The 22,435-nt window shown below is 70.8% G+C and carries 19 protein-coding genes; 8 read left to right on the forward strand and 11 right to left on the reverse strand.

The annotated features are described in order from the left end of the window. Positions 1 to 74: 74 nt before the first annotated feature. Genes ACTMTI_RS07190 through sucC form a run of 4 tightly spaced genes read right to left on the reverse strand, consistent with a single transcriptional unit; the run spans position 75 to position 3,729 of the window. Entirely contained in the window at positions 75 to 935 is an 861-nt protein-coding gene (locus ACTMTI_RS07190; protein WP_441118976.1) for an NAD(P)-dependent oxidoreductase, read from the reverse strand. Next, positions 932 to 1,699, reverse strand: a complete 768-nt coding sequence (locus ACTMTI_RS07195) for a hydroxypyruvate isomerase family protein (RefSeq protein ID WP_441118978.1) — start codon at positions 1,697 to 1,699, stop codon at positions 932 to 934. Before ACTMTI_RS07195 ends, ACTMTI_RS07190 begins: the two co-directional genes overlap by 4 nt. A gap of 4 nt (positions 1,700 to 1,703) precedes the next feature. Beyond that, a complete protein-coding gene (sucD, locus tag ACTMTI_RS07200; RefSeq protein ID WP_441118979.1) occupies positions 1,704 to 2,597 on the reverse strand; it encodes a succinate--CoA ligase subunit alpha in 894 nt (297 codons plus the stop codon). 1 nt (position 2,598) lies between these two features. Beyond that, complete coding sequence (sucC, locus tag ACTMTI_RS07205) at positions 2,599 to 3,729, reverse strand: ADP-forming succinate--CoA ligase subunit beta (protein WP_441118981.1); 1,131 nt, start codon at positions 3,727 to 3,729, stop codon at positions 2,599 to 2,601. A 90-nt stretch (positions 3,730 to 3,819) separates the two neighbouring features. Here sucC and ACTMTI_RS07210 point away from each other — a divergent pair, with 90 nt between their 5' ends. From ACTMTI_RS07210 to ACTMTI_RS07220, 3 genes are all read left to right on the forward strand, one after another. Further along, positions 3,820 to 5,139 (forward strand): hypothetical protein, encoded by a 1,320-nt coding sequence (locus tag ACTMTI_RS07210; RefSeq protein WP_441118982.1) that lies wholly within the window; start codon positions 3,820 to 3,822, stop codon positions 5,137 to 5,139. Positions 5,140 to 5,242: 103 nt separating this feature from the next. Continuing rightward, a complete protein-coding gene (locus ACTMTI_RS07215; RefSeq protein WP_441118983.1) occupies positions 5,243 to 5,977 on the forward strand; it encodes a GntR family transcriptional regulator in 735 nt (244 codons plus the stop codon). Positions 5,978 to 6,058: 81 nt separating this feature from the next. Further along, entirely contained in the window at positions 6,059 to 6,235 is a 177-nt protein-coding gene (locus ACTMTI_RS07220) for a hypothetical protein (RefSeq protein WP_441118985.1), read from the forward strand. 164 nt (positions 6,236 to 6,399) lie between these two features. Here ACTMTI_RS07220 and ACTMTI_RS07225 read toward each other — a convergent pair whose 3' ends face one another. From ACTMTI_RS07225 to ACTMTI_RS07255, 7 genes are all read right to left on the reverse strand, one after another. Then, on the reverse strand, positions 6,400 to 7,371 hold the full coding sequence (locus tag ACTMTI_RS07225; protein WP_441118987.1) for a TerC family protein: 972 nt from the start codon (positions 7,369 to 7,371) through the stop codon (positions 6,400 to 6,402). Continuing rightward, positions 7,368 to 7,856, reverse strand: coding sequence for a hypothetical protein (locus ACTMTI_RS07230; protein WP_441118988.1), 489 nt, complete (start codon positions 7,854 to 7,856; stop codon positions 7,368 to 7,370). The genes ACTMTI_RS07225 and ACTMTI_RS07230 overlap by 4 nt, the downstream gene beginning before the upstream one ends. Continuing rightward, positions 7,856 to 9,346: an Nramp family divalent metal transporter gene (locus ACTMTI_RS07235; RefSeq protein ID WP_441118990.1), complete on the reverse strand. Its 1,491-nt coding sequence runs from the start codon at positions 9,344 to 9,346 to the stop codon at positions 7,856 to 7,858. The genes ACTMTI_RS07230 and ACTMTI_RS07235 overlap by 1 nt, the downstream gene beginning before the upstream one ends. Before the next feature lie 77 nt (positions 9,347 to 9,423). Next, the gene (locus ACTMTI_RS07240; RefSeq protein ID WP_441118991.1) at positions 9,424 to 11,535 is read right to left on the reverse strand and encodes an acetate--CoA ligase family protein; all 2,112 of its coding nucleotides are present in this window, start codon (positions 11,533 to 11,535) and stop codon (positions 9,424 to 9,426) included. Further along, positions 11,535 to 12,758 (reverse strand): formyl-CoA transferase, encoded by a 1,224-nt coding sequence (frc, locus tag ACTMTI_RS07245; protein WP_441118993.1) that lies wholly within the window; start codon positions 12,756 to 12,758, stop codon positions 11,535 to 11,537. Before frc ends, ACTMTI_RS07240 begins: the two co-directional genes overlap by 1 nt. Positions 12,759 to 12,770: 12 nt before the next feature. Beyond that, positions 12,771 to 14,444 (reverse strand): thiamine pyrophosphate-binding protein, encoded by a 1,674-nt coding sequence (locus ACTMTI_RS07250; protein WP_441118994.1) that lies wholly within the window; start codon positions 14,442 to 14,444, stop codon positions 12,771 to 12,773. A gap of 79 nt (positions 14,445 to 14,523) precedes the next feature. Next, positions 14,524 to 15,885 (reverse strand): molybdopterin molybdotransferase MoeA, encoded by a 1,362-nt coding sequence (locus ACTMTI_RS07255; RefSeq protein WP_441118996.1) that lies wholly within the window; start codon positions 15,883 to 15,885, stop codon positions 14,524 to 14,526. 74 nt (positions 15,886 to 15,959) lie between these two features. Here ACTMTI_RS07255 and ACTMTI_RS07260 point away from each other — a divergent pair, with 74 nt between their 5' ends. Genes ACTMTI_RS07260 through fdhD form a run of 5 tightly spaced genes read left to right on the forward strand, consistent with a single transcriptional unit; the run spans position 15,960 to position 22,396 of the window. After that, positions 15,960 to 16,937: a 2-dehydropantoate 2-reductase gene (locus ACTMTI_RS07260; protein WP_441118998.1), complete on the forward strand. Its 978-nt coding sequence runs from the start codon at positions 15,960 to 15,962 to the stop codon at positions 16,935 to 16,937. A gap of 38 nt (positions 16,938 to 16,975) precedes the next feature. Next, positions 16,976 to 18,877 (forward strand): molybdopterin oxidoreductase family protein, encoded by a 1,902-nt coding sequence (locus tag ACTMTI_RS07265; RefSeq protein WP_441118999.1) that lies wholly within the window; start codon positions 16,976 to 16,978, stop codon positions 18,875 to 18,877. A 4-nt stretch (positions 18,878 to 18,881) separates the two neighbouring features. Next, entirely contained in the window at positions 18,882 to 20,687 is a 1,806-nt protein-coding gene (locus ACTMTI_RS07270; protein WP_441119001.1) for an NAD(P)H-dependent oxidoreductase subunit E, read from the forward strand. After that, a complete protein-coding gene (locus tag ACTMTI_RS07275) occupies positions 20,684 to 21,526 on the forward strand; it encodes a 2Fe-2S iron-sulfur cluster-binding protein (protein ID WP_441119003.1) in 843 nt (280 codons plus the stop codon). Before ACTMTI_RS07270 ends, ACTMTI_RS07275 begins: the two co-directional genes overlap by 4 nt. A 9-nt stretch (positions 21,527 to 21,535) precedes the next feature. Continuing rightward, entirely contained in the window at positions 21,536 to 22,396 is an 861-nt protein-coding gene (gene fdhD / locus ACTMTI_RS07280) for a formate dehydrogenase accessory sulfurtransferase FdhD (protein WP_441119005.1), read from the forward strand. Positions 22,397 to 22,435 lie beyond the last annotated feature (39 nt).

Below are 22,435 nucleotides of genomic sequence, written 5' to 3' on the forward strand. Positions count from 1 at the left end.
CCGGTTTCCGCGGGCTCTTTCGCCGCCTGCGAAAACCGAGGTTGCTGTGCTTGTGGTTCGCTCGCTTCGCTCGTTCACGTATTGAGCCTTTCGATCACCTTGAGCAGGGCGGAGTGGTCGAGCGAGCCGTGGCCCTGCGCCCTGGCCGCGGCCACGAGCTGGGCGACCTGCCCGGTCAGCGGCAGGCTGACCCCGGCCTCGCGGGCGGCGGCGACGGCGATGCCCATGTCCTTGTGGTGCAGGTCGATGCGGAACCCGGGGGTGAACTCGCGCTTGACCATGGTGTGCCGCTTGAGCTCGAGGATCCTGGAACCGGCCAGGCCGCCCGCGAGCACGTCGAGCCCGGCCGTCGCGTCCACGCCGGACGCCTCGAGCAGCACGATCGCCTCCGACACCAGCCCGTAGATGCCGCCGACGACGAGCTGGTTGGCCGCCTTCACCGTCTGCCCGGCGCCGGCGGGGCCGACGTGGACCACGGTCGTGCCGAGGATCCCGAGGATCGGCCGGCCCGCCTCGACGTCCTCGGGCGCCCCGCCCACCATGATCGAGAGCGTGCCGTCGATCGCGCCGCGCTCGCCGCCGCTGACCGGGGCGTCCAGCGCCCGTACGCCCGCGGCCGCCGCCTCGCGTGCCACCCAGCGGGAGGTCTCGGGCCTGATCGTGCTCATGTCGATGTAGACCAGGTTCGGCCGGCCGTACTCGATGACCAGCGGCGCGACCTCCTCCACCTGGGGCGAGTCGGGCAGCATCGTGATCACCACGTCCGCGCCGCCGACCGCCTCGACCACGCTCGACGCGCCCTTGCCGCCCAGGCCGGCGAGTTGCTCGACGCGCTCGGCACTCACGTCATAACCGGTCACGACATGTCCGGCTTTGAGGAGGTTGGCCGCCATCGGGCTGCCCATGATCCCCAAGCCGACGAACCCGATGTTCATGAGTCCCTCCAGTCGAACGCGCCCGGCCCCGCGTGCCGGTACTCCAGGCCGACATGGCCGCGATAGCCCGCGGCTGCCAGCCGCGCGAAGATCTCCTGGTACGGCATGCGCCCGCTCCCAGGCCGCCCCCTGCCGGGGTCGTCGGCGATCTGCACGTGGCCGAACCGCGCGCAGTGCCCGTCGATGAGCGCCGGCACGTCCTCGCCCATCCGGTGCAGGTGGTAGAGGTCGGCCAGGAAGGCCACGTTCTCCCTGTCCACCTCGTCGATCAGGTCGAACGCCGCCTGCGACGACGTGATCGGATATTTCGGGTTCTCGTGGGAGTTGAGGGCCTCGACGACCACGGTCGCGCCGATGCCGGCCGCCGCGTCCGCCGCCCTCCGCAGGTTCGCCACGGCCAGGTCCCTGTCGGTGTCCGGGCCGTTGCCGTACAGGGCGTTCAGCACCCCGCAGCCCAGCTCGCCGGCCAGCCGTACAGCGGCGTCGATGTTCGTCCGGAACCGGGCGGAGCCGACCGGCCTGGCCAGCAGGCCGCGCTCGCCGGCGGCCATGTCGCCCGCGTCGAAGTTCAGTGCGACCAGACGCACCCCGGCGTCCTCGATGGCCTGCCGCAGCGCCGTCAGCTCCGCGCCCGACGGGTCCGGGCCGTCGAACGGCCACCACAGCTCGACGGCGTCGAACCCGTTCTTGGCCGCCGCGGCGGGCCGCTCCAGCAGCGGCAAATCCGTGAACAGGATGGACAGGTTGACGTCGAACGTGTTCATGGCCTCACTCCGTTCGGCGGGCTCGGCCGCCCGACGCCGAGCGCATGAGACGGGCCGTTTCCGACGGGGTCCTGCCGACCCTGACCCCGGCCGCCTCCAGGGCCTCCTTCTTGGCCTGGGCGGTGCCGGACGAGCCGGACACGATCGCGCCCGCGTGTCCCATGGTCTTGCCCTCCGGCGCGGTGAACCCGGCCACGTAGGCGACTACCGGCTTGGTGACGTGCCCGGCGATGTAGGCGGCGGCCCGCTCCTCGGCGTCGCCGCCGATCTCGCCGATCATCACGATCGCGTCGGTGCCCGGGTCGTCCTGGAACGCCTGCAGGCAGTCGATGTGGGTGGTCCCGACGACCGGGTCGCCGCCGATGCCGACAGCGGTGGAGAAGCCGAGGTCGCGCAGCTCGTACATGAGCTGGTACGTCAGCGTCCCCGACTTCGACACCAGCCCGATGCGCCCGGCCGAGGTGATGTCGGCGGGGATGATCCCGGCCGAGGACTGCCCGGGGCTGATCAGTCCGGGACAGTTGGGGCCGATGATCCTGGTACGGCCGTTCGCGCGGGCGCGGAAGCGCACCGCGTCGTGGACGGGGACGCCCTCGGTGATGACCACGCACAGCGGCACGCCCGCCGCCACGGCCTCCTCCACGGCGGCGCCGGTGAATCGGGGCGGCACGAAGACCACCGAGACGTCGGCCCCGGTCTCCTCCGCCGCCTCGGCCACCGAGCCGAACACCGGCACCGTACGCTCGCCGAAGTCCACCGACCGCCCGCCCTTGCCCGGGGTCACCCCGGCCACGACGTCGGTCCCCGCGGCGAGCATGCGGGCCGTGTGCCTGGTGCCTTCCGCGCCGGTCATGCCTTGTACGAGCACCCGGCTGTCCTTGGTCAGAAAGATCGCCATCTCACGCACCTGCCGCGAGTCTGGCCGCCATCTCGGCGGCGCCGTCCATGGTGGAGACCTGGCGGACGGCCGGGTGCCGGGCGTCGCTGAGGATGCGCCGCCCCACCTCGGCGTTGTTGCCGTCCAGCCGTACGACGATGGGCCTGCCGCGGCCGCGCTCGCCGAGGAGTTCGAGTGCGGTGACGATGCCGTTGGCCACCGCGTCGCAGGTCGTGATGCCGCCGAAGACGTTGACCAGCACCGAGCGCACGTCGGGGTCGGCCAGGATGATCTCCAGGCCGTCGGCCATGACCTGGGCGGACGCGCCGCCGCCGATGTCCAGGAAGTTCGCGGGGGCGGCGCCCGCTCCGGCGACCACGTCCAGCGTGCTCATGACCAGGCCCGCACCGTTGCCGACGACGCCCACCCGGCCGTCCAGTTTGACGTAGTTCAGTCCCTTGGCCCTGGCCCGGTCCTCCAAGCCGTCAGCCGGTTCCGCGTACTCCCAGGAGTGGCGGAAGTGCGCGTTGTCGTCGAGGGTGACCTTGCCGTCGAGCGCCACGATCCGCTGATCGGTGGTGCAGATCAGCGGGTTGACCTCGACGAGCAGCGCGTCCTCTGCGACCAGCACCCGCCACAGCCTCTCCAGCACCTCGGCCGCCTGCTCGGGCAGGCCCGCCTTGGCGGCCAGCAGCCGCGCCACGTCCGCGTCCACCCCTGTCACCGGGTCGACCGGCAGCCGCACGATGGCGTCGGGGTCGGTGGCCGCCAGTTCCTCGATCTCCATGCCGCCCTGGCCGGACACCATCGCCAGGAAACCGCCCTCGGCGCGGTCCACCAGGAAGGCCGCGTAGTACTCCTCGAACGGCACGGTCGCGGCCTCGACCAGGACGCGGCGCGCGAGGTGTCCCTTGATGTCCATCCCGAGCACACGGGCGGCCTCCTGCTCGGCGGAGACCGGTCCCGCCGCCGGCCTGATCCCGCCCGCTTTGCCGCGTCCACCGGTCTTCACCTGGGCTTTGATGACAACGGGCGTGTTCAGTTCCGCCGCGATCGCGCGGGCCTCGCCCGGGGTGGCCGCGATCCTGCCTGCCGGGACCGGGATCCCGTGACGCCCGAAGAGCTCCTTCGCCTGATACTCGTACAGGTCCATGCGAGCCTCCTTTTGTCTACGGTATACCGTATGGAGTATCCTTCGTCTAGGGTCTCGACAGGCGTCCGTCTTCTGGATATTCCATACAGTATGGAGAATGCAATCCGAGATTGGCGTGGCCGCGCGTACCTCCCCGGACCCGTCCCCGCCGACCGCACCCGCATGTTCTGGCTGGCCTGGGCGGCGATGGCGGCGATCAGCCCGCTCCAGTACGGCTACGCCGCGCTCCTCGCCCAGCAGGCCGGCGGCCTGACCCTGCTGGCCGTCTGGATCGCCTGCCAGGCCGCGGGCGCGCTGCCCGCGCTGCACGGGGTACGGCGCGGCCGCCTGAGCGTACGCACCGCGCTGGCCGCGGGGGCCGCACTGAGCGGCCTCGGCCTGGCCACGGCGGCCCTCACCGGCCCCGGCCCGGCCGCCCTCGTCGGGTACGCGCTGCTCGGCGGGCTGGGCGCGGGCCTGGTCTACGGGGTGTGCGGCGAGGTCGTCGCCTCCTGGTACCCGGAGCGGCCGGCCGCCCGGGTCGGCCTGATCACCGGCGCCTTCGGGTACGGGGCCGTGCCCCTGCTGGTCTGGGCCGGGATCGACCCGGCCGCCACCTCGACCGCCTTCCTGGTCGCCGCGGCCGTCGCCGTGGGCGTCATCGCGGCCGCCGCCCGTCACCTGCGGCTGCCGGCGGCCCTGTGGTGGCCCGAGGACCTGGACCCGCGCTCGCACGCACTGGACGCGGCCCGGCTGCGCAGGACACCCGAGGCGGCCCGGGAGTTCGGGCTGGGTCAGGCGCTCCGCACGCGCACGCTCCCCGCGCTCGCCCTGATCCTGACGTGCGCGGGCGCGGTGTCGGTGTTCGACGTGATCGTGGTCGCGGGCACCGGGTCGTGGGGCGCGCTGGCCCTGCTGGTGGCGCTCAACGGCGGGAGCCGGTCGGTGGCCATGCGCTGCTCGGAGCTGTTCGGCCGCAGACGGGTGCTCGCCGCCGTCCTGACCGCCCTCGCCATCGGCCAGGCCCTGCTGGCGGCCGCCGCCGTGCACACCGACTCCTCAAGCGGCGTCTCCACAGCCGGCTCATTGCCGACCGGCGTCTCCATGGCCGGCGAAGCGGCAGCCGGCGCGTCGGGCGGCGGGTTGCTGCTGTGGCTCGGTGTCGTCGCCGCGGGGTTCGGGGGCGGGGCCTTCTACCCGCTGGTCGCCAGCCTGGTGCGCGAGTTCTTCGGCGTGGAGCGGGCCAGCGAGATCCACGCGGTGGTCTACAGCGCGAAGGCCGTGGCGGGAGTCGTGGCCGTCGTCCTCGCCCTGGTCGCCCTCGTCGCCCCCGTCGAGGCGCTGCTGACCGCCGCCGCGCTCGCCGCGCTGCCCGCTCTGGCCACGCCGCGGCTGCGCATCCCCGGCAGGCCCGCCACGATCCCGTTGTGACGAGGCCCTTGTGACGAGGTTCACGGGCCGGGTTCACCCAGTGAACGGTATGCTGTAGGCAGTCGACGAAAAACAGTTACACGCAGCCCCTGGAGACGTGCCCATGTTGCTGTCGGATCAGGCCGGTCAGACGGCGGCCGCCAAGATTCCCCGCCCCGCCACGCTCCGGGAGAGCGTCATCGAGGCCATCCAGGAACTCATCGTCTCCGGCCAGCTCAAGCCCGGCCAGCATCTCGTCGAGAGCGAGCTGGCCGGCGTGCTGGGGGTGTCGAGGCAGCCGGTCCGCGAGGCGCTGCAGCAGCTCAGCGGCGAGGGCTGGGTGGACCTCCACCCGGGCCAGGGCGCGTTCGTGCACGTTCCCACGGTAGAGGAGGCCGACCAGCTGCTCGCGGTGCGCGCGCTGCTGGAGACCGAGTCCGCCAGGCTCGCCGCCAAGCACGCGGGCGAGCACGGCGTGCAGCGGCTGCGCGCCCTGTGCGCGCGGGGCATCGCGGCGGTCGAGTCCGACGACGTCGATGCCGCCGTGGCGACCAACTCGGAGCTGCACGCCCTGGTGACCGCGCTGTCGGGCAACAAGGTGCTCGCCGAGCTGGCCAGCCAGGTGGCCAGGCGGGTGCGGTGGTACCACACGCCGGTGGCCAGACAGCGCGGCATGACCTCCTGGGAGGAGCACACGGCACTGATCGACGCCATCGAGGCGGGCGACGAGCGCCGTGCGGCGAAGATCATGCGGGAGCACACCGAGCACACCCGCGCCTCGTACATGGAGCAGCGGGAGAACGAGCCCGCCCAGCCCGCGCCCCAGCCCGTGCGCCGGCGCCGCCGCACCGCGGGATGACCTGATGTTCACAGTAATCGACATGCTCCGAAACACCTCGGGCAGAGGATGGGGAGCAGCACGGATAGGAGGTGCACGACCATGAAGGCGTTCTTCCGCTTTCTCCTTGGTGATCCTCTGGGCCAGTCGGCAGACGGCCGGGCGATCGGCGTCGGCCTGAGCGCGGCGCTCAAGAAGCACTACTCGGCCGACGACGCCGAGCGCTACCTGCGGCAATGGGCCAGCGAGCACGACGTGCGCAAGACCCCGCGGCACTGAGCCGCCGCACGCGACAGCGGCACCGTACGAAGCCGGCGCTGTACCCACGCGAGCGCCGTATCCCCGCAAGCGCAGCACCCACGCGAGCACAGCACCAGAGCGGGTGCCGTACCCACGTGCCGAGCCGCGGCAGGGGCCGACTCGGCACCCCCACCGCGGCGTGGTCAGCGCTCCGCCGGCGCCGGTTCTTTCACCTTCTTCGCGTCGCGGGCCGACTTGAGCAGGCTCAGCACCGTGGTGACGGCGAGGGTGCCGACGATGACGCCGAGAGACACCAGGATCGGGATCTCCGGCGCCCACGACACGCCGTCGTGGTGCAGCGCCTCCAGGATCAGCTTCACCCCGATGAAGGCCAGCACCACCGACAGCCCCTTGCTCAGATAGACGAGCCGGTCCAGCAGCCCGCCGATGAGGAAGAAGAGCTGCCGCAGCCCCATGAGGGCGAAGGCGTTGGCGGTGAAGACCAGATAGGGCTCCTTGGTGAGCCCGAAGATGGCCGGGATGGAGTCGAGCGCGAACAGCAGGTCGGTGGTCCCGATGGCGACCATCACGATCAGCATCGGGGTCACCATCCTGCGTCCGAGGTGCACGGTGAGGCGGGCGCCGTGGTAGGTGTCCGTGGTCGGGAGCACCCGGCGCACCGTGCGCAGGGCGATGTTCTCGGAGAACTCCGCCTCCTCGTCCTCGTGACCGATCAGCTTCCACGCGGTGTAGACGAGGAAGGCGCCGAACACGTAGAACAACCAGTCGAACCTGGTGACCGCCTCCGCTCCTGCCGCGATGAACGCGCCCCGCATGAGCAGCGCCAGGACGATGCCGATGAGCAGCACCTTCTGGCGATACTGCCGTGGCACGCGGAACCGGCTCATGATCAACAGGAACACGAAGAGGTTGTCCACGCTGAGCGAATACTCGGTGATCCAGCCGGCGAAGAACTCCCCGCCGTGCGACGGACCGGAGAGCGCCAGCAGACCGATGCCGAACGCCACGGCCAGGCCGACGTAGAACGACACCCAGCCCACGCACTCCTTGAAGGAGGGCTCGCGCGGGTTGCGTGCCACCAGCCAGAAGTCGAACGCGAGGATGAGACCGAAGCCGCCTATCGTGGCCAGCCAGACCCAGACGGGCAGGTTCAACGCCGGGCTCCCTTCCTCGCGCGCAGTGCCTCGGCGTGCCGCACGTAGGAACCGAGCAGCAACTCGGCGCGCGGGTTGACGCCCGCGCGGCGCAGCAGCCAGTACGGCATGAGGCGTTCGTGCAGCCAGACGAAGCCGATGGCGAATCCGAGAGCCACCATCGCCTGGTAGGCGAGGAAGCCGAACACGCCGTCGGCCAGGCCGATCCCGGTCAGGCTCTCCTGGACCAGCCGGGACAGGGGGAAGGCCGCCATCCAGTACAGGCCCGCGGGGCCGAAGGTGCCCGGCCGGAGCACGCCGTGGCCGAGGAGCACGCCGTGCATCCCGCCGAAGAGGGCGAGCGGCACGGCGAGCGCGAGGGCCGACAGCGTGGCCATACCGGTGGGCGCCCCCGCGAACAGGGTCAGCCCACCGGCCATGGCACCGGCGACGGCTCCGATGGACGCCCCGGGCAGGGCGAGCTCGAGGCTGTGCCGTCCGTCCATCAGCCCACGACCACGCCGAAGGCGAAGAGGCTGTAGAACAGCATCCCGAGGTAGAACACCGCGCCGAACCCGATGATCACGTTGGTCCACCACTTGGGCCGGATCGCTTTGGGCAACATGCGGTTGTTCACCAGCAGCAGCGTCACGCAGTACGCGCCCATCGCGAACGTCGACAGGAACGCCAGCGTGTCCAGGATCCCGCTCGGTCCGTCGGCCGGGCCGAACAGCAGGATGAGGATGCCGAATATGATCACGCCCCAGAGGAAGCCCGCGTACAGATGCGACATACGCAGCTTCTTCGCCCCCGGGACGAAGTTGTAGGTCATGTCGGCCTGGCCACGGGAGAAGGAGTCGAACAGCCCCAGCGTCGCGTTCAACCCGATCAGCGCGATGAACCCGAGGAAGACCGCGCCGAGCACCGAGCTGCCGGCCGAGGAGACGGCGTCGGCCATGGCGGTGAGCGCGACCTCCCGGTCCTCGTTCCTGATGACGTCCTGCACGCCCGGGTTCTGCCGCACCGCCGCCTGCGCGATCACCGTGAAGGAGATCGTGACCAGCATGGTGATGCCCCAGAACAGCAGCAGGGCGTCGAAGGTGACCCAGCGCCGCCAGCCCCGCCACTTGGCCATCTCGGCCGGGTCCTCGGTGTCGAACATGAAGCCGCGCGAGGGCATGGCCTCTTCCTCGCCCGCGTGCCGCAACCCGCGCACCTTCGGGATATGCGCGCCCATGCCGGCCCCGGAGTCACGCAGGTGCAGCGTGTACCACATCTGCTGCATGCCCGAGGGTCCCGCGAACGCGCACGCCCCCACGATCACCGGGAACCAGGCCGCCGACATGGCCTCAGGCGGCAGGTAGCCGATGGAGAACATGCCGGTGATCGTGGAGACCACGTCCGCCCAGGAGCCGACCATGGCCGCGACCACCGCCGTGCCGAGCACGAGCGTGCCGATGAGCAGCGACAGCACGTTCTCCAGCACGTTGTAGATCACCTTGGCCAGGCTGAAGACCACGCCGACCAGGACCAGCCCGATGATCGCGGTCACCATCCAGGGGATCCCGGTGATCTGCTCGAACGCCGCCGCACCCGCCGACAGGTGTCCCGGCCAGATGTAGACGGCGATCGCCACGATGAAGAAGAACCACATCAGCGGCTTGAACACGCGGGCCGCGCCGGAGAAGATGCTCTCCCCCGTGGCCATGGCGTAGCGCGCCATCTCCAGCATGACCACGGCCTGCAGCGTCACCCCGATCAGGAACAGCCACCTGATCTCGGGCCCGAACAGCAGCACCAGCCTGGGCCACATGTACGACTCGCCCATGCCCACGCCCAGCGCGACGAGGAAGACCGTCGGCCCGAGAATGTGCACCGAGGGTGGTGCGTCCGGGAGCTTCCTGATGGGCATCGGCTCGAGCCGGCCCGCTTTCCATACTCGTTGATCCTCGACCGGCGGCGTTGCCGTCACCGGGGGTGTGTTCGATGTGTCCACCTACGGACCTCCTGGGGGGTTGTTGCCTTTCGTGCGCTGCCCCGAATAGCCCCCTCGCCTGATTGCTACGCCTGGCTCTAGCGCAACAGTCCGGCAGCCCTGGCCCAGCGGTATTTCGCACCGAGGACCGCAACGGGCTTCTCCGTCGTGTACGGGTACGCGACGACGCCATGCTCGAACAGGTACTCGCTGGCCTCCTCCACCTCGGTGTCGCCGGCCAGCGACGCCACGACCGGCTTGACGTTGCCCTTCGCCCGTTCCTCCGCCACCACGCGGGCGATCAGCTCGGCGAAGACCATCGGCGGCGTCACGATCGTGTGCCAGTAGCCCAGGACGAGCGCGTGGATGCGCTCGTCGGCCAGGCCGAGCCGGACCGTGTTCGCGTACGTCGCGGGCGGCTCGCCGCCGGTGATGTCGATGGGGTTGCCGGCCGCGCCGAACGGCGGAATGTAGGCGCGGAAGGCCGCGTCCAGGTCCGGCGGGATGTCCATGAGCGTCAGTCCGGCGTCCACGCACGCGTCGGAGAGCAGCACGCCCGAGCCGCCCGCCCCGGTGATGATGACGACGTTCTCGCCCTTGGGCGCGGGCAGGATGGGCAGCGCGCGGGCGTACTCCAGCATGTCGTTGAGGCCCGGCGCGCGCACCACCCCGGCCTGGCGCAGGATGTCGTCGTAGACCTTGTCGTCGCCGGCCAGCGCCCCGGTGTGCGACCCGGCCGCCCGCGCGCCCATCGCGGTACGCCCGGCCTTGAGCACGATGACCGGCTTCTCCTTGACCACCCGGCGGGCCGCATCGACGAAGCCGCGCCCGTCCTTGAGGTCCTCCAGGTGCATGGCCACGGCCCTGGTGTTGTCGTCCTGCTCGAAGAACGTCAGCAGGTCGTCCTCGTCCACGTCGGCCTTGTTGCCGACGCCGACGATGGCGGAGACGCCCATCTTGGTGGTACGGCTGAAGCCCAGGATGGCCATGCCGATGCCGCCGCTCTGCGAGGTCAGCGCCACGCTGCCCTTGACGTCGTACGGGGTGCAGAACGTCGCGCAGAGGTTTTCCGGCGTGTAGTAGTAGCCGTAGATGTTCGGGCCGAGCATGCGCACGCCGTGCCGCTTGGCGATCTCCACGATTTCCTGCTGGCCTTCGACGTTGCCGGTCTCGGCGAACCCGGACGGGATCATGACGGCGCCCGCCACGCCCTTCTTCCCCGTCTCCTCCAGCGCCGCCGCGACGAACTTGGCCGGGATCGCGAACACGGCCACGTCCACGTCGCCGGGCACGTCCGAGATGCTCTTGTACGCGGGCAGCCCCATGATCTCGTCGGCCTTCGGGTTGATCGGGAAGATCTGGCCCTTGTAGCCGCCGTTGATGAGGTTGCGCATGACCGAGTTGCCGATCTTGCCGGTCTCGGCGGAGGCGCCGATCACGGCGACCGAGCGCGGCTTGAAGATCCGCGTCATCTGCCGCAGGATCTCCTCCCGCGGCAGCCGCCGGACCTCGGCCGGCTTGTCGCCGATGAGGATGCGCACGTCGGCGGCGACCGCGCCGTTCGCGTCGGCGAAGACCGGGTTGAGGTCGACCTCGACGATCTCGGGGAAGTCGGTCACCAGTCTGCCGACGCGCTCGATCAGCGCCGCGAGCGCCTCCCGGTTGGCCGGCTCGGCACCACGGGCCCCACGAAGCACCTCTGCTGCCCTGATGTCGTTCAGCATCCCAAGCGCATCATCACCCGAAACCGGGGCAAGCCGGAAGGTCACGTCCTTGAGTACTTCAACGAGGACACCGCCCAGGCCGAAGGCGACGACCTTGCCGAAGGTCGGGTCGGTGACGGCGCCGACGATGACCTCGTGGCCGCCGCCGACGAGCTGCTGCACCTGGATGCCGTCGATCGTGGCGTCGGGGTTGTAGGCGCGGGCGTTGGCCAGGATCGTGTCGTAGCCCTCGCGTACTTCCCCGGCGGTCTTGAGCCCGACCAGCACGCCGCCGGCGTCGGTCTTGTGCAGGATGTCGGGCGAGACGATCTTCAGTACGACCGGGAGCCCGATCTTCTCGGCGATCTCCGCCGCCTCGGCCGCCGACGTGGCGAGCCCTTCGCCGGGGGTGGCGATGCCGTAGGCCTCGCACAGCTTGCGCCCCTCGGGAGCCGTCAGGGCGGTGCGCCCTTCGGCGAGCGCCTTGTCCAGTACGTCCCTGATCACTAGATGACTCCGTTCGACTTGAGCTCCGCCAGCTCGTCGGCGCTCACGCCGAGCTCGCCGTAGATTTCCTGGTTGTGCTCGCCGAGCAGGGGCGGGGTATGGACCTCGACCGGCGAGTCGGACAGCTGCAACGGGCTGCCGACGGTCACGAACTCGCCGCGCTGGGGATGGTCGACCGTGACGACGATGCCCTCGTCACGCAGCGACGCGTCCTCCACCAACTCCTTGGTGGACAGGATCGGCCCGCACGGGATGTTCTCGGCGTTGAGCCGGTCCAGGACCGTCCACTTGTCGTGGCGGATCGTCCACTCCTCGATGAGCTGGAACATCTTGTCCAGCTTCGACAGCCGGGCCTCCGGCGTCGCCCATTCGGGGTCGTCGGCCAGCTCGGGGCGGCCGATGATGCTCGAGATCGGCTTCCAGCCGACCGGCTGGACGATGACGTAGATGTAGTCGTTCGGGCCGCCGGGGGCGCAGCGCACCGCCCAGCCGGGCTGGCCGCCGCCGCTGGCGTTGCCCGAGCGGGGCACCTCGTCGCCGAAGGTCTTGTTCGGGTATTCGCGCAACGGGCCGTGCGCCAGCCGCTGCTGGTCGCGGAGCTTGACCCGGCACAGGTTCAGCACGGCGTGCTGCATGGCCACCTGCACCCGCTGGCCGCGGCCGGTCTGCTCGCGCTGGTAGAGGGCGGCCAGGATGCCGGCGACCGCGTGGATGCCGGTGCCCGAGTCGCCGATCTGGGCGCCGGTGGCCAGCGGCGGGCCCTCCTCGAAGCCGGTGGTGCTCATCGAGCCGCCCATCGCCTGGGCGATCACCTCGTACGCCTTGAACTTGGCGTACCGGCCCGGCCCGAAGCCCTTGATCGAGGCGTAGATCAGACGGGGGTTGAGCTCCTGGAGGCGCTCCCAGGAAAAGCCCATGCGGTCGACCGCGCCCGGGCCGAAGTTCTCCACCAGGATGTCGGCGGTCATCACCAGGTCGGTGAAGATCTGCTTGCCGCGCTCGCTCTTCATGTTGAGGGTGATGCTGCGCTTGTTGCAGTTGAGCATCGTGAAGTAGAGGCTGTCGACGCCGGGCACGTCGCGCAGCTGCTGCCGGGTGATGTCGCCGGTCGGAGCCTCCAGCTTGACCACGTCGGCGCCCAGCCAGGCGAGCAGCTGGGTGGCGGACGGGCCGGACTGGACGTGGGTCATGTCGAGGACGCGGACACCTTCGAGTGCCTTCATGTCGAGATTCCCCTACTTGTACATGGTCTGGTTCATGGTTCCGGGGGCGTAGACCTCCGGATCCACCCATACGTTGATCAGCGAGGGCTTGCCCGACTCCCTGGCCCGCTCCAGCGCGGGACGGATCTCGGCCGGGTCGCGCACCTCCTCGCCGTAGCCGCCGAGGAGCTTGGCGAAGTCGCCGTAGCGGATGTCACCGAGGGTGTTGCCGACGCGGGCACGGTCCTCGCCGTACTTGGCGGCCTGGCCGTACCTGATCTGGTTCATGGACGAGTTGTTGCCGACGACGCCGATGAACGGCAGGTCGAAGCGGACCATGGTCTCGAAGTCCCACCCGGTCAGGCTGAAGGCGCCGTCACCGAACAGGCACAGCACCTCCTTGTCGCGCCGCGCCTGCTTGGCAGCCATCGCGAAGGCCATGCCGACGCCGAGCGTGCCGAGCGGTCCCGGGTCCATCCAGTGACCGGGCGACTTGGGCTGGACCACCTGCCCGGAGAAGGTGACGATGTCGCCGCCGTCGCCGATGTAGATCGTGTCCTCGGTGAGGAACTCGTTGATCTCGTGGACGAGGCGGTACGGGTCGATGGGCTGGGCGCCGGACAGCTGGCGGGGCAGCCGCTTCTCGTACGCCTGGGTCTCGACGGCACGCAGCTCGTCCATCCACTCCTTGCGCTTGGTGGCGGCGTTCTCGATGCGGCCGCTCGCGGCTTGGGTCGCGGCGGAGAGGATGAGGCCGGCGTCGCCGACGACCCCCAGGTCGATGTCCCGATTTTTGCCGACAGTGCGGTAGTCAAGGTCGATCTGGACCACGGTCGCGGTCGGCGAGAGCCGCTTGCCGTAGCCCATCCTGAAGTCGAACGGGGTGCCGACGATGATGATCAGGTCGGCCTCGGTGAAGGCGTACCTGCGGCTGAGCTGGAAGTGGTGCGGATCGCCGGGCGGGAGGGTGCCGCGTCCTGAGCCGTTCATGTACGCGGGCACGTTGAGGCTTCGTACGAAGTCGATGGCCGCGTCGGTCGCCCGGCACGTCCAGACCTGGCTGCCGAGCAGGATGCACGGCTTCTCCGCGTGCGCCAGCAGGTCCGCCAGCCGCTCGATCGCCTCGGGATCGCCCTGCTGGCGGGTCGAGGCCCGGTAGTGCCCGGCCTTCGGGATGCGGGCCTTGTCCAAGGGAACCTTCGCGTCCAGCACGTCCCGCGGGATCTCCAGGAACGACGGTCCCGGCGCGCCGTGGTAGCACTCGCGGAAGGCCATCGACACGATGTCCGCCACTCTTTCCGTGCTGGGCACCGTGGCGGCGAACTTGGTGATCGGGGCCATCATGTCCACGTGCGGCAGATCCTGCAGTGAGCCCATCTTGTGCTGGCTCAGCGCGCCCTGGCCGCCGATGAGCAGCATGGGGCTCTCCGCGCGGAAGGCGTTGGCCACGCCGGTCACCGCGTCCGTCGTGCCCGGTCCGGCGGTGACGACCGCGCAGCCGGGCTTGCCGGTGATGCGGGCGTACCCGTCGGCCGCGTGGGCGGCCACCTGCTCATGGCGTACGTCGATGACCTCGATGCCCTCATCGACGCAGCCGTCGTAGATATCGATGATGTGGCCGCCGCAGAGCGTGTAGATCACTTCCACGCCCTCGGCCTTGAGTGCCTTGGCTACGAGATGACCGCCAGAGATCGTTTCCGACATCATGCCACCCTTTCCCGGCGACTGTCTTCCGCATACTGCATACCGTATGAAGGCAATGGTTACTCCGTCCCGATCGGCCTGTCTAGCCCCCTGAGGGCAACTCGATCAGCTCCACCCGCTCGCCGGTCCACCCCGGCGGGACGACGGCGAGGGCATCCGCCAGCGCCGCTCCCCAGAGGGATCCGGGCCGGTCATGCCCCACGGGCACGGCCCCCCGGCCCGTTCTCCTGACCGGTACGAGACGGGTGTCGCGCGGGTGCGCCCGCACCGTCCCAGCCAGCACACTCATCTCCTTGCCCGCCACCCCGCCCGGCGCGCCGGGCTCCCTTCCCGCCGCCGCGGTCGGCGCGCCCGGTTCCTGTCCCGCCCGTGCCCCCGCCCCGCCCAGGCCGCGCAGGATCGGGGCGAGCAGGGTGAGTGATGCGGCGAGCGCCGCGAACGGGTTTCCCGGCAGGCCGACGACCAGCGGACCGCCCGGAAGCCGGGCGAGCAGTTGCGGATGTCCCGGGCGCACGGCCACGCCGTCGATGAGCACGTCGGCGCCCAGGTCGCCGAGCACGCCGCGCAGATGATCGGCAGGCCCCTTGGACGAGGCGCCGCACACGACGATCACATCAGCGACGGCGATGTCACCAGACGGCGGCGGGGCGGTGGGGAGCAGGGTGGTGAGTGCGGTGCGGAGCGGGGCGGCGCCGTCGGACAGGCGGATCGTGTCCGTGACGCGGCCTACCGCCCACTCCGCCAGGCCCGGCAGGAAGGGGCCGATCGCGTCGCGGACCCGGCCCGGCGCGGGGAGCCCTTCGTGCACGACCTCGTCGCCCGTGACCAGCACCGTCACCCGCGGCCGGGGCCGTACCAGCAGCGCGTCGTGGCCCAAGGCGGCGGCGAGTCCGAGCGCGACCGGCGTCACCACCGCGCCCGCTCCCAGCACCACCGTGCCCTCGGGGATGTCCTCACCCCGCCGCCGGATGTGCCGCCCCGCCTCGGCGGGACCGTCCACCCACACCGGATGGGCGGCATCACGCATCTGCGGCACCCCGGCGGGCCCGGCCGGCGGCGCCCCGCCCGCACGCGCCGGCGGCGGCACCACATCCGCCTGCTCATAAGGCAGCACCGCCGACGTCCCCACCGGCACCGGCGCGCCGGTGGCGATCTCCACACCCTCTCCCGACCGCAAGGCGCCCTCGTAAGCAGCACCCCCGGCCAGGACGCGGCCGACGACCCGCCAGGGACCGGCGCCCGCCACCGCGTAGCCGTCCATGGCCGCCACGTCCACGCCCGGCACGGCCACCAGTGCCGCCAAAGGCTCGGCCAGCCGGCACCCCAGCGCTTCTGACAGCGGCACCGGCAGGGGCTCCAGCGGGCGAGCCGCCCGCTCCGCCACGGCCCGCGCGGACTCCCACGACATTGCTTCCACCAGTGGTCCATGCCGCACAACGGTCATCGGAAACGCTCCTTGACCCGCGTTTTTCCATACTGTATACCGAATACAGATCCGACGCGAGAACGGAGCGCAGCATGAAGGTCGCTGTTCTTGGCGCCGGCGCCATCGGCGCATACGTGGGGGCCGCCCTCCACCGGGCGGGAGTCGAGGTGCACCTCATCGCGAGAGGCGAGCACCTGGAAGCGATACGCCGCGCCGGTGTGCGGGTGCTCACCCCCAGGGGCGACTTCACCGCCCATCCCCATGCCACCGACGACCCCACCGAGGTCGGCCCGGTGGACCACGTCTTCCTGGGCCTCAAAGCGAACAGCTACGCCTCCGCGGGCCCCATGATCCAGCCGCTCCTGCACGAGACCACGAGCATCATCGCCGCGCAGAACGGCATCCCGTGGTGGTACTTCCACGGGCTCAAGGGCCCCTATGAGGGCTACCGCATCGAGAGCGTCGACCCGGGCGGCGCGGTGACGGCCGCGCTGCCGCTGCACCGGGCGATCGGCTGCGTCGTGTACGCCGCCACCGAGATCGAACACCCAGGCGTGATCCGCCACCTGGAAGGCACCCGCTTCTCCATCGGCGAGCCGAGCGGCCTGCCGTCCGAGCGCTGCCTGTCCTTCAGCCGGGCCGCGATCGCAGGCGGCCTGAAGTGCCCCGTCGAGCCCGACCTGCGGCGCGACGTCTGGATCAAACTCATGGGAAACATCGCCTTCAACCCGATCAGCGCGCTGGCCAGGGCGACGATGGCCGGGATCTGCCGCCATGACGGCGCCAGGGAGCTCGTCGTGGCCATGATGCGGGAGACGGTGGAGGTGGCCGGGCGGGTCGGCTGCGATCCGGGGATCTCCATCGAGCGCCGGCTGAGGGGCGCGGAGAAAGCGGGCGAGCACAAGACCTCCACGCTCCAGGACCTGGAGAAGGGCAAGCCGCTGGAGCTGGACGTGCTGCTGGCGGCGGTGGTCGAGCTGGCCGACCTGACCGGCGCCGAGGTCCCGACGCTGCGCGCGATCCACGCGGTGAGCGACCTGCTCAACGAGAACCTTGTCCGCGCGGTCTAGCTCGGAATACCGTAGTCTGTATACAGAATGGAGGGATCATGAGCTATGACCGCCTGACCCATCCACTGGTGCGCGAGAACGGCGTGCTGCGCAGAGCGACATGGGATGAGGCGCTGGAGCGAGCGGCCGAGGGCTTTCGCCGCAACGTCTCCAGGCACGGCCCCGACAGTTTCGCGATGTTGTCGTGCGCCCGCTCCACCAACGAGATGAACTACGTCGGGCAGAAGTTCACCCGCGTGGTGATCGGCACCAACAACGTGGACTCCTGCAACCGCACCTGCCACGCGCCGAGCGTGGCGGGGCTGTCGGCGGTGTTCGGCAGCGGTGGAGGCACCTCCTCATACCAGGAGGTGGAGGACACCGACGTCATAGTGATGTGGGGTTCGGCGGCCCGCAACGCCCATCCCATCTTCTTCCAGCACGTGCTGAAGGGCATCCGCAACGGCGCCCGGATGTTCGCCGTGGACCCGCGCCGCACCGGCACCGCCCAGTGGGCGGACCTGTGGCTGGGGCTCAACGTGGGCACCGACATCCCGCTCGCCCACGCGATCGCCAGGGAGATCATCCACGCCGGGCTGCACAACGAGGCGTTCATCGAGCGGGCCACGGTCGGGTTCGAGGAGTTCAAGGAGTCCATCGAGCCGTGGACGCTGAGCGTGGCCGAGCAGGTCACCGGCGTGCCCGCGGCCGCCATCCGGGAGCTGGCCCACGCCTACGCCCGCGCCGACCGCGCCCAGCTGTGCTGGACGCTCGGCATCACCGAGCACCACAACGCGACGGACAACGTACGGGCGCTGATCAACCTGGCCCTGCTGACCGGCCACGTCGGCCGCTACGGCTCGGGCCTTTCGCCGCTGCGCGGTCAGAACAACGTGCAGGGCGGCGGCGACATGGGCGCCATCCCCAACCGCCTGCCGGGCTTCCAGGACATCCTCGACCCGGACACCAGACAGCGCTTCGAGAGCGCCTGGGGGCGGGAGATCCAGCCCCGCTACGGCTACAACCTCACCCAGATGCTGGAGGCGATGGCCGAGGGCAAGGTGACCACCTGCTACCTGATCGGCGAGAACCCGGTGCAGTCCGAGGCCGACTCGCTGGCCTGCATCAAGCGCCTGTCCATGCTGGACCACCTGGTCGTGCAGGACATCTTCCTCACCAAGACCGCCCAGATGGCCGACGTCGTGCTCCCGGCCAGCGCCGCCTGGTGCGAGGCGGACGGCACCTTCACCAACAGCGAGCGCCGGGTCCAGCGGGTGCGCAAGGCCCTGGACCCGCCGGGCGAGGCCCGCGACGACATCTGGATCATGTGCGAGATAGCCCGCAGGCTGGGCCACGACTGGCGCTACGACGGCGCCGAGGAGGTCTGGAACGAGCTGCGCGCGCTGTCCCCGCAGCACAGGGGCATGACCTACGAGCGGCTGGCGGAGCTGCAGGGCATCCAGTGGCCGTGCCCGTCCGAGGACGCACTGGAACCGCCCTACCTGCACGGGCGGCTGTGGGAGAGCGATCCGGTCAAGCGGGGCATCCCGGCGCCGTTCGCGGTGCTGCGGCACTCACCGCCGGTGGACCTGCTGGACGAGGAATATCCGCTGCGGCTGACGACGGGCCGGCGGCTGGACTCGTACAACACCGGGGTGCAGTCGTCCGGGTTCGCCTCTCCCCTGCGCCGGGGCGAGACGATCGAGCTGTGCCCGGAGGACGCCGAGCGGCTCGGCGTGGTCGCGGGCGAGGAGGTACGCATCAGCTCGCGGCGCGGCACGGTGATCGCGCCGGTGTACATCGATCCCGCGTTGCGCCCCGGGCTGGTCTTCATGACCATGCATTTCCCTGACGAGGTGGACACCAACGCGCTGACGATCGAGGCGACCTGCCCGATCGCGGGCACGGCCGAGTTCAAGGCGGCGGCCGTACGCGTCGAGAAGCTCGTCAAGGCCGGGTGACCCGATGGACTTGAGATTCCGCGGCGCCGATCCGTCCGACGAGGAGCGCGCGGCCGTCGACGCCCTGCTCGGACCGCCCGCCACCGCCTGGGAGGGCGGCACGAGGACCGAGGCGGACCTGCGTTTCGCCGCCCGCGCCGAGCCCCAGCGCGACCTGCTGCTGCCGGTGCTGCACGCGGTCAACGACCGGGTGGGGTGGATCAGCGAGGGCGCGCTCGACTACATCTGCCGCCGGCTCACCGTGCCGCCCGCCGAGGCGTACGGGGTGGCGACGTTCTACTCGCTGTTCTCGATGGAGCCGCGGCCCAAGCGGGTGCTGCACGTGTGCACGGACCTGGCCTGCCAGGCGAAGGGCGCGGAGGACGTACGCAAGCGGGCGCTGGAGCGGTTCGGCCCGCCGGGGACGGCGTGGCACGAGAGCCCCTGCCTGGGCATGTGCGAGCGGGCCCCGGCGGCGCTCGCCCTGGAGGCCGGGCAGCCGCCCGGCGCCCAGGTGTACGCCCCGGCGACCCCCGACACGATCACCACCGTGACCGAGGCCCCGCCTAGCTCCAACGGCAGCGCGCCGAGCGTCACCGTCACCGGCGAGACCCCGGTCAAGGCGGCCGTGCCGCAGGCCGGCCAGGACGGGCTGGTGCTGCTCAGGCGGGTCGGCACGGTCGATCCCGCCAGCCTGGACGACTACCGGGCGGCCGGCGGCTACACCGCGCTCAGAAGGGCGTTCGAGCTGGGCCCGGCCGGGGTGATCCGCGAGGTGCTGGAGTCCGGCCTGGTCGGCAGGGGCGGGGCGGCCTTCCCGACCGGCCGCAAGTGGGACGCCACCGCCCGCCAGCCCGACCATCCGCACTACCTGGTGTGCAACGCCGACGAGAGCGAGCCCGGCACGTTCAAGGACCGGGTCATCATGGAAGGTGACCCGTACGCGCTGGTCGAGGCCATGACGATCGCCGCCTACGCCACCGGCTGCACCAAGGGATACCTGTACATCAGGGGCGAATACCCCCGGGCGACCGCCCGCCTCCAGCACGCGATCGCGACCGCCCGCGCGCGAGGGCTGCTCGGCGACGGCATCCTCGGCAAGGGCCTGTCCTTCGACATCGAGCTGCGCAGGGGCGCGGGCGCGTACATCTGCGGCGAGGAAACCGCGATCTTCAACTCGATCGAGGGGCACCGCGGCGAGCCGCGCAGCAAGCCGCCGTTCCCCGTGGAGAAGGGCCTGTTCGGCAAGCCGACCGTGGTCAACAACGTCGAGACGCTGGTCAACGTGCTGCCGATCCTGGAGCGCGGAGCGCAGGCGTACGCGGCGGCCGAGCCCAAGCTGTTCTGCGTCTCGGGCGCGGTCGAGCGGCCCGGCGTGTACGAGCTGACCTTCGGCACCACGTTGCGGGAATTGCTGGACATGACGGGGACCACCGGCACCACCAGGGCGGTGCTGCTGGGCGGCGCGGCCGGGGCGTTCGTCACCGACCTGGACATCCCGCTCACCTTCGAGGGCACCAGGAACGCCGGCGCGACGCTCGGCTCCGGCGTGGTGCTCGTCATCGACGACACCGTGGACCTGAAACGGCTGCTGCTGCGCATCGCGGAGTTCTTCCGCGACGAGTCGTGCGGCCAGTGCGTGCCCTGCCGGGTGGGCACCGTACGCCAGGAGGAGGCCCTGCACCGGCTCTCGCGCCGGGTCGACGACAGCGATCTCGTGCTGCTGCGCGAAGTCGGCCAGACCATGCGCGACGCCTCGATCTGCGGCCTCGGACAGACCGCCTGGAACGCCGTCGAATCGGCCATCGACCGCCTGGGAGTGTTCAAATGATCCCGCTCCAGCCGCCCCGGCGGCTCATCGACGTCGAGATCGACGGCGAGGCCGTACGGGTTCCCGAGGGCTCGACGATCCTCGACGCCTGCCACACGGCGGGCAAGGACGTCCCGACCCTCTGCTACGGCGACACGCTCACCCCGAAGAACGCCTGCCGCGTCTGCGTCGTGGAGGTGGAAGGCGCCAGGACGCTGGCGCCGGCCTGCTCCAGGAAGGCCGAGCAGGGCATGAAGGTCGGCACCGAGACCGAGCGCGCCAGGCAGAGCCGCAAGGTCGTGCTGGAGCTGCTCGGCTCCTCGGTTGACCTGTCCACCACCCCTCGGGCGGCCGAGTGGGCCGAGGAGTACGGCGCTGACCCCGCCAGGTTCGGCGACGACGCGGCCACGGTCGAGCAGCCCGCCAAGGTGGACAACGACCTCTACGTACGCGACTACAGCAAGTGCATCCTGTGCTACAAGTGCGTGGACGCCTGCGGCGACCAGTGGCAGAACACCTTCGCCATCGCCGTCGCGGGCCGGGGCTTCGACGCGACGATCTCCACGGAGTTCGACGCCCCGCTCACCGACTCGGCCTGCGTCTACTGCGGCAACTGCGTCGAGGTCTGCCCCACCGGCGCGCTGTCGTTCAAGACCGAGTTCGACATGCGGGCCGAGGGCACCTGGGACGAGTCGAAGCAGGCCGAGACCACGACGATCTGCAGCTACTGCGGGGTCGGCTGCAACCTGACCCTGCACGTGCAGGACAACAAGATCGTCAAGGTGACGTCGCCGCACGACAACCCGGTCACGAAGGGCAACCTGTGCGTCAAGGGCCGCTTCGGGTACGGCTATGTCTAGGGGCCGTTGATGTCCAGGGTCGCCGTCAAGCGGCGCATCCTGCGGGTCAAGGCCGCCGCCCGTACGCCCAAGATCGACTCGCTGGCCGCCGAGGAGCCGCTGGAGATCCGCCTCGACGGGACTCCGCTGACGGTCACCATGCGGACCCCGGGTGACGACTTCGACCTGGCCGCCGGATTCCTGGTCAGCGAGGGTGCCGTGGGCGCGGCGGACGACATCGCCACGATCCGCTACTGCGCCGGCGCGACCGTGGACGGCGGGAACACCTACAACGTCCTCGACGTACGCCTCGCGCCCGGCGTCACGCCGCCCGCGCCGCGCAACTTCTACACCACCTCCTCCTGCGGCGTCTGCGGCAAGGCGTCGCTGGAGGCGGTGCGCACCGTGGCCCGCTGGAGCGCCGCCGACGACCCCGTCGAGCTCCGGCAGACCACCGTGGCGAGCCTGCCGGACCGGCTGCGTGCGGCCCAGCGGGTGTTCGACAGGACCGGCGGCCTGCACGCCGCCGGCCTGTTCACGGCCGACGGCGAGCCGTTGTGCGTCCGCGAGGACGTCGGGCGGCACAACGCCGTGGACAAGCTGCTCGGCTGGGCGCTCAGGAACGGGCGGCTCCCGCTGCGGGGCACCGTGCTGATGGTGTCCGGGCGGGCGTCGTTCGAGCTGGTGCAGAAGGCCGTCATGGGCGGGATCCCCGTGCTCGCCGCCGTCTCCGCGCCCTCCTCGCTGGCGGTCGAGCTGGCCGCGGAGGAGGGGCTGACGCTCATCGGGTTCCTGCGGGGCGACTCGATGAACGTCTACGCGGGCGAGCGGCGACTGAACATCACTCCGGGCGCCGGCAATGGCTCTGCCGTCGCACGCCCACCGGGGTGATGGCGGGATGCCGCGCGTGATTCACGTGCGGGCGGGTCG

The organism is Nonomuraea sp. H19, from assembly GCF_052068215.1.
In the GTDB taxonomy this organism is placed as follows: Bacteria; Actinomycetota; Actinomycetes; order Streptosporangiales; family Streptosporangiaceae; genus Nonomuraea.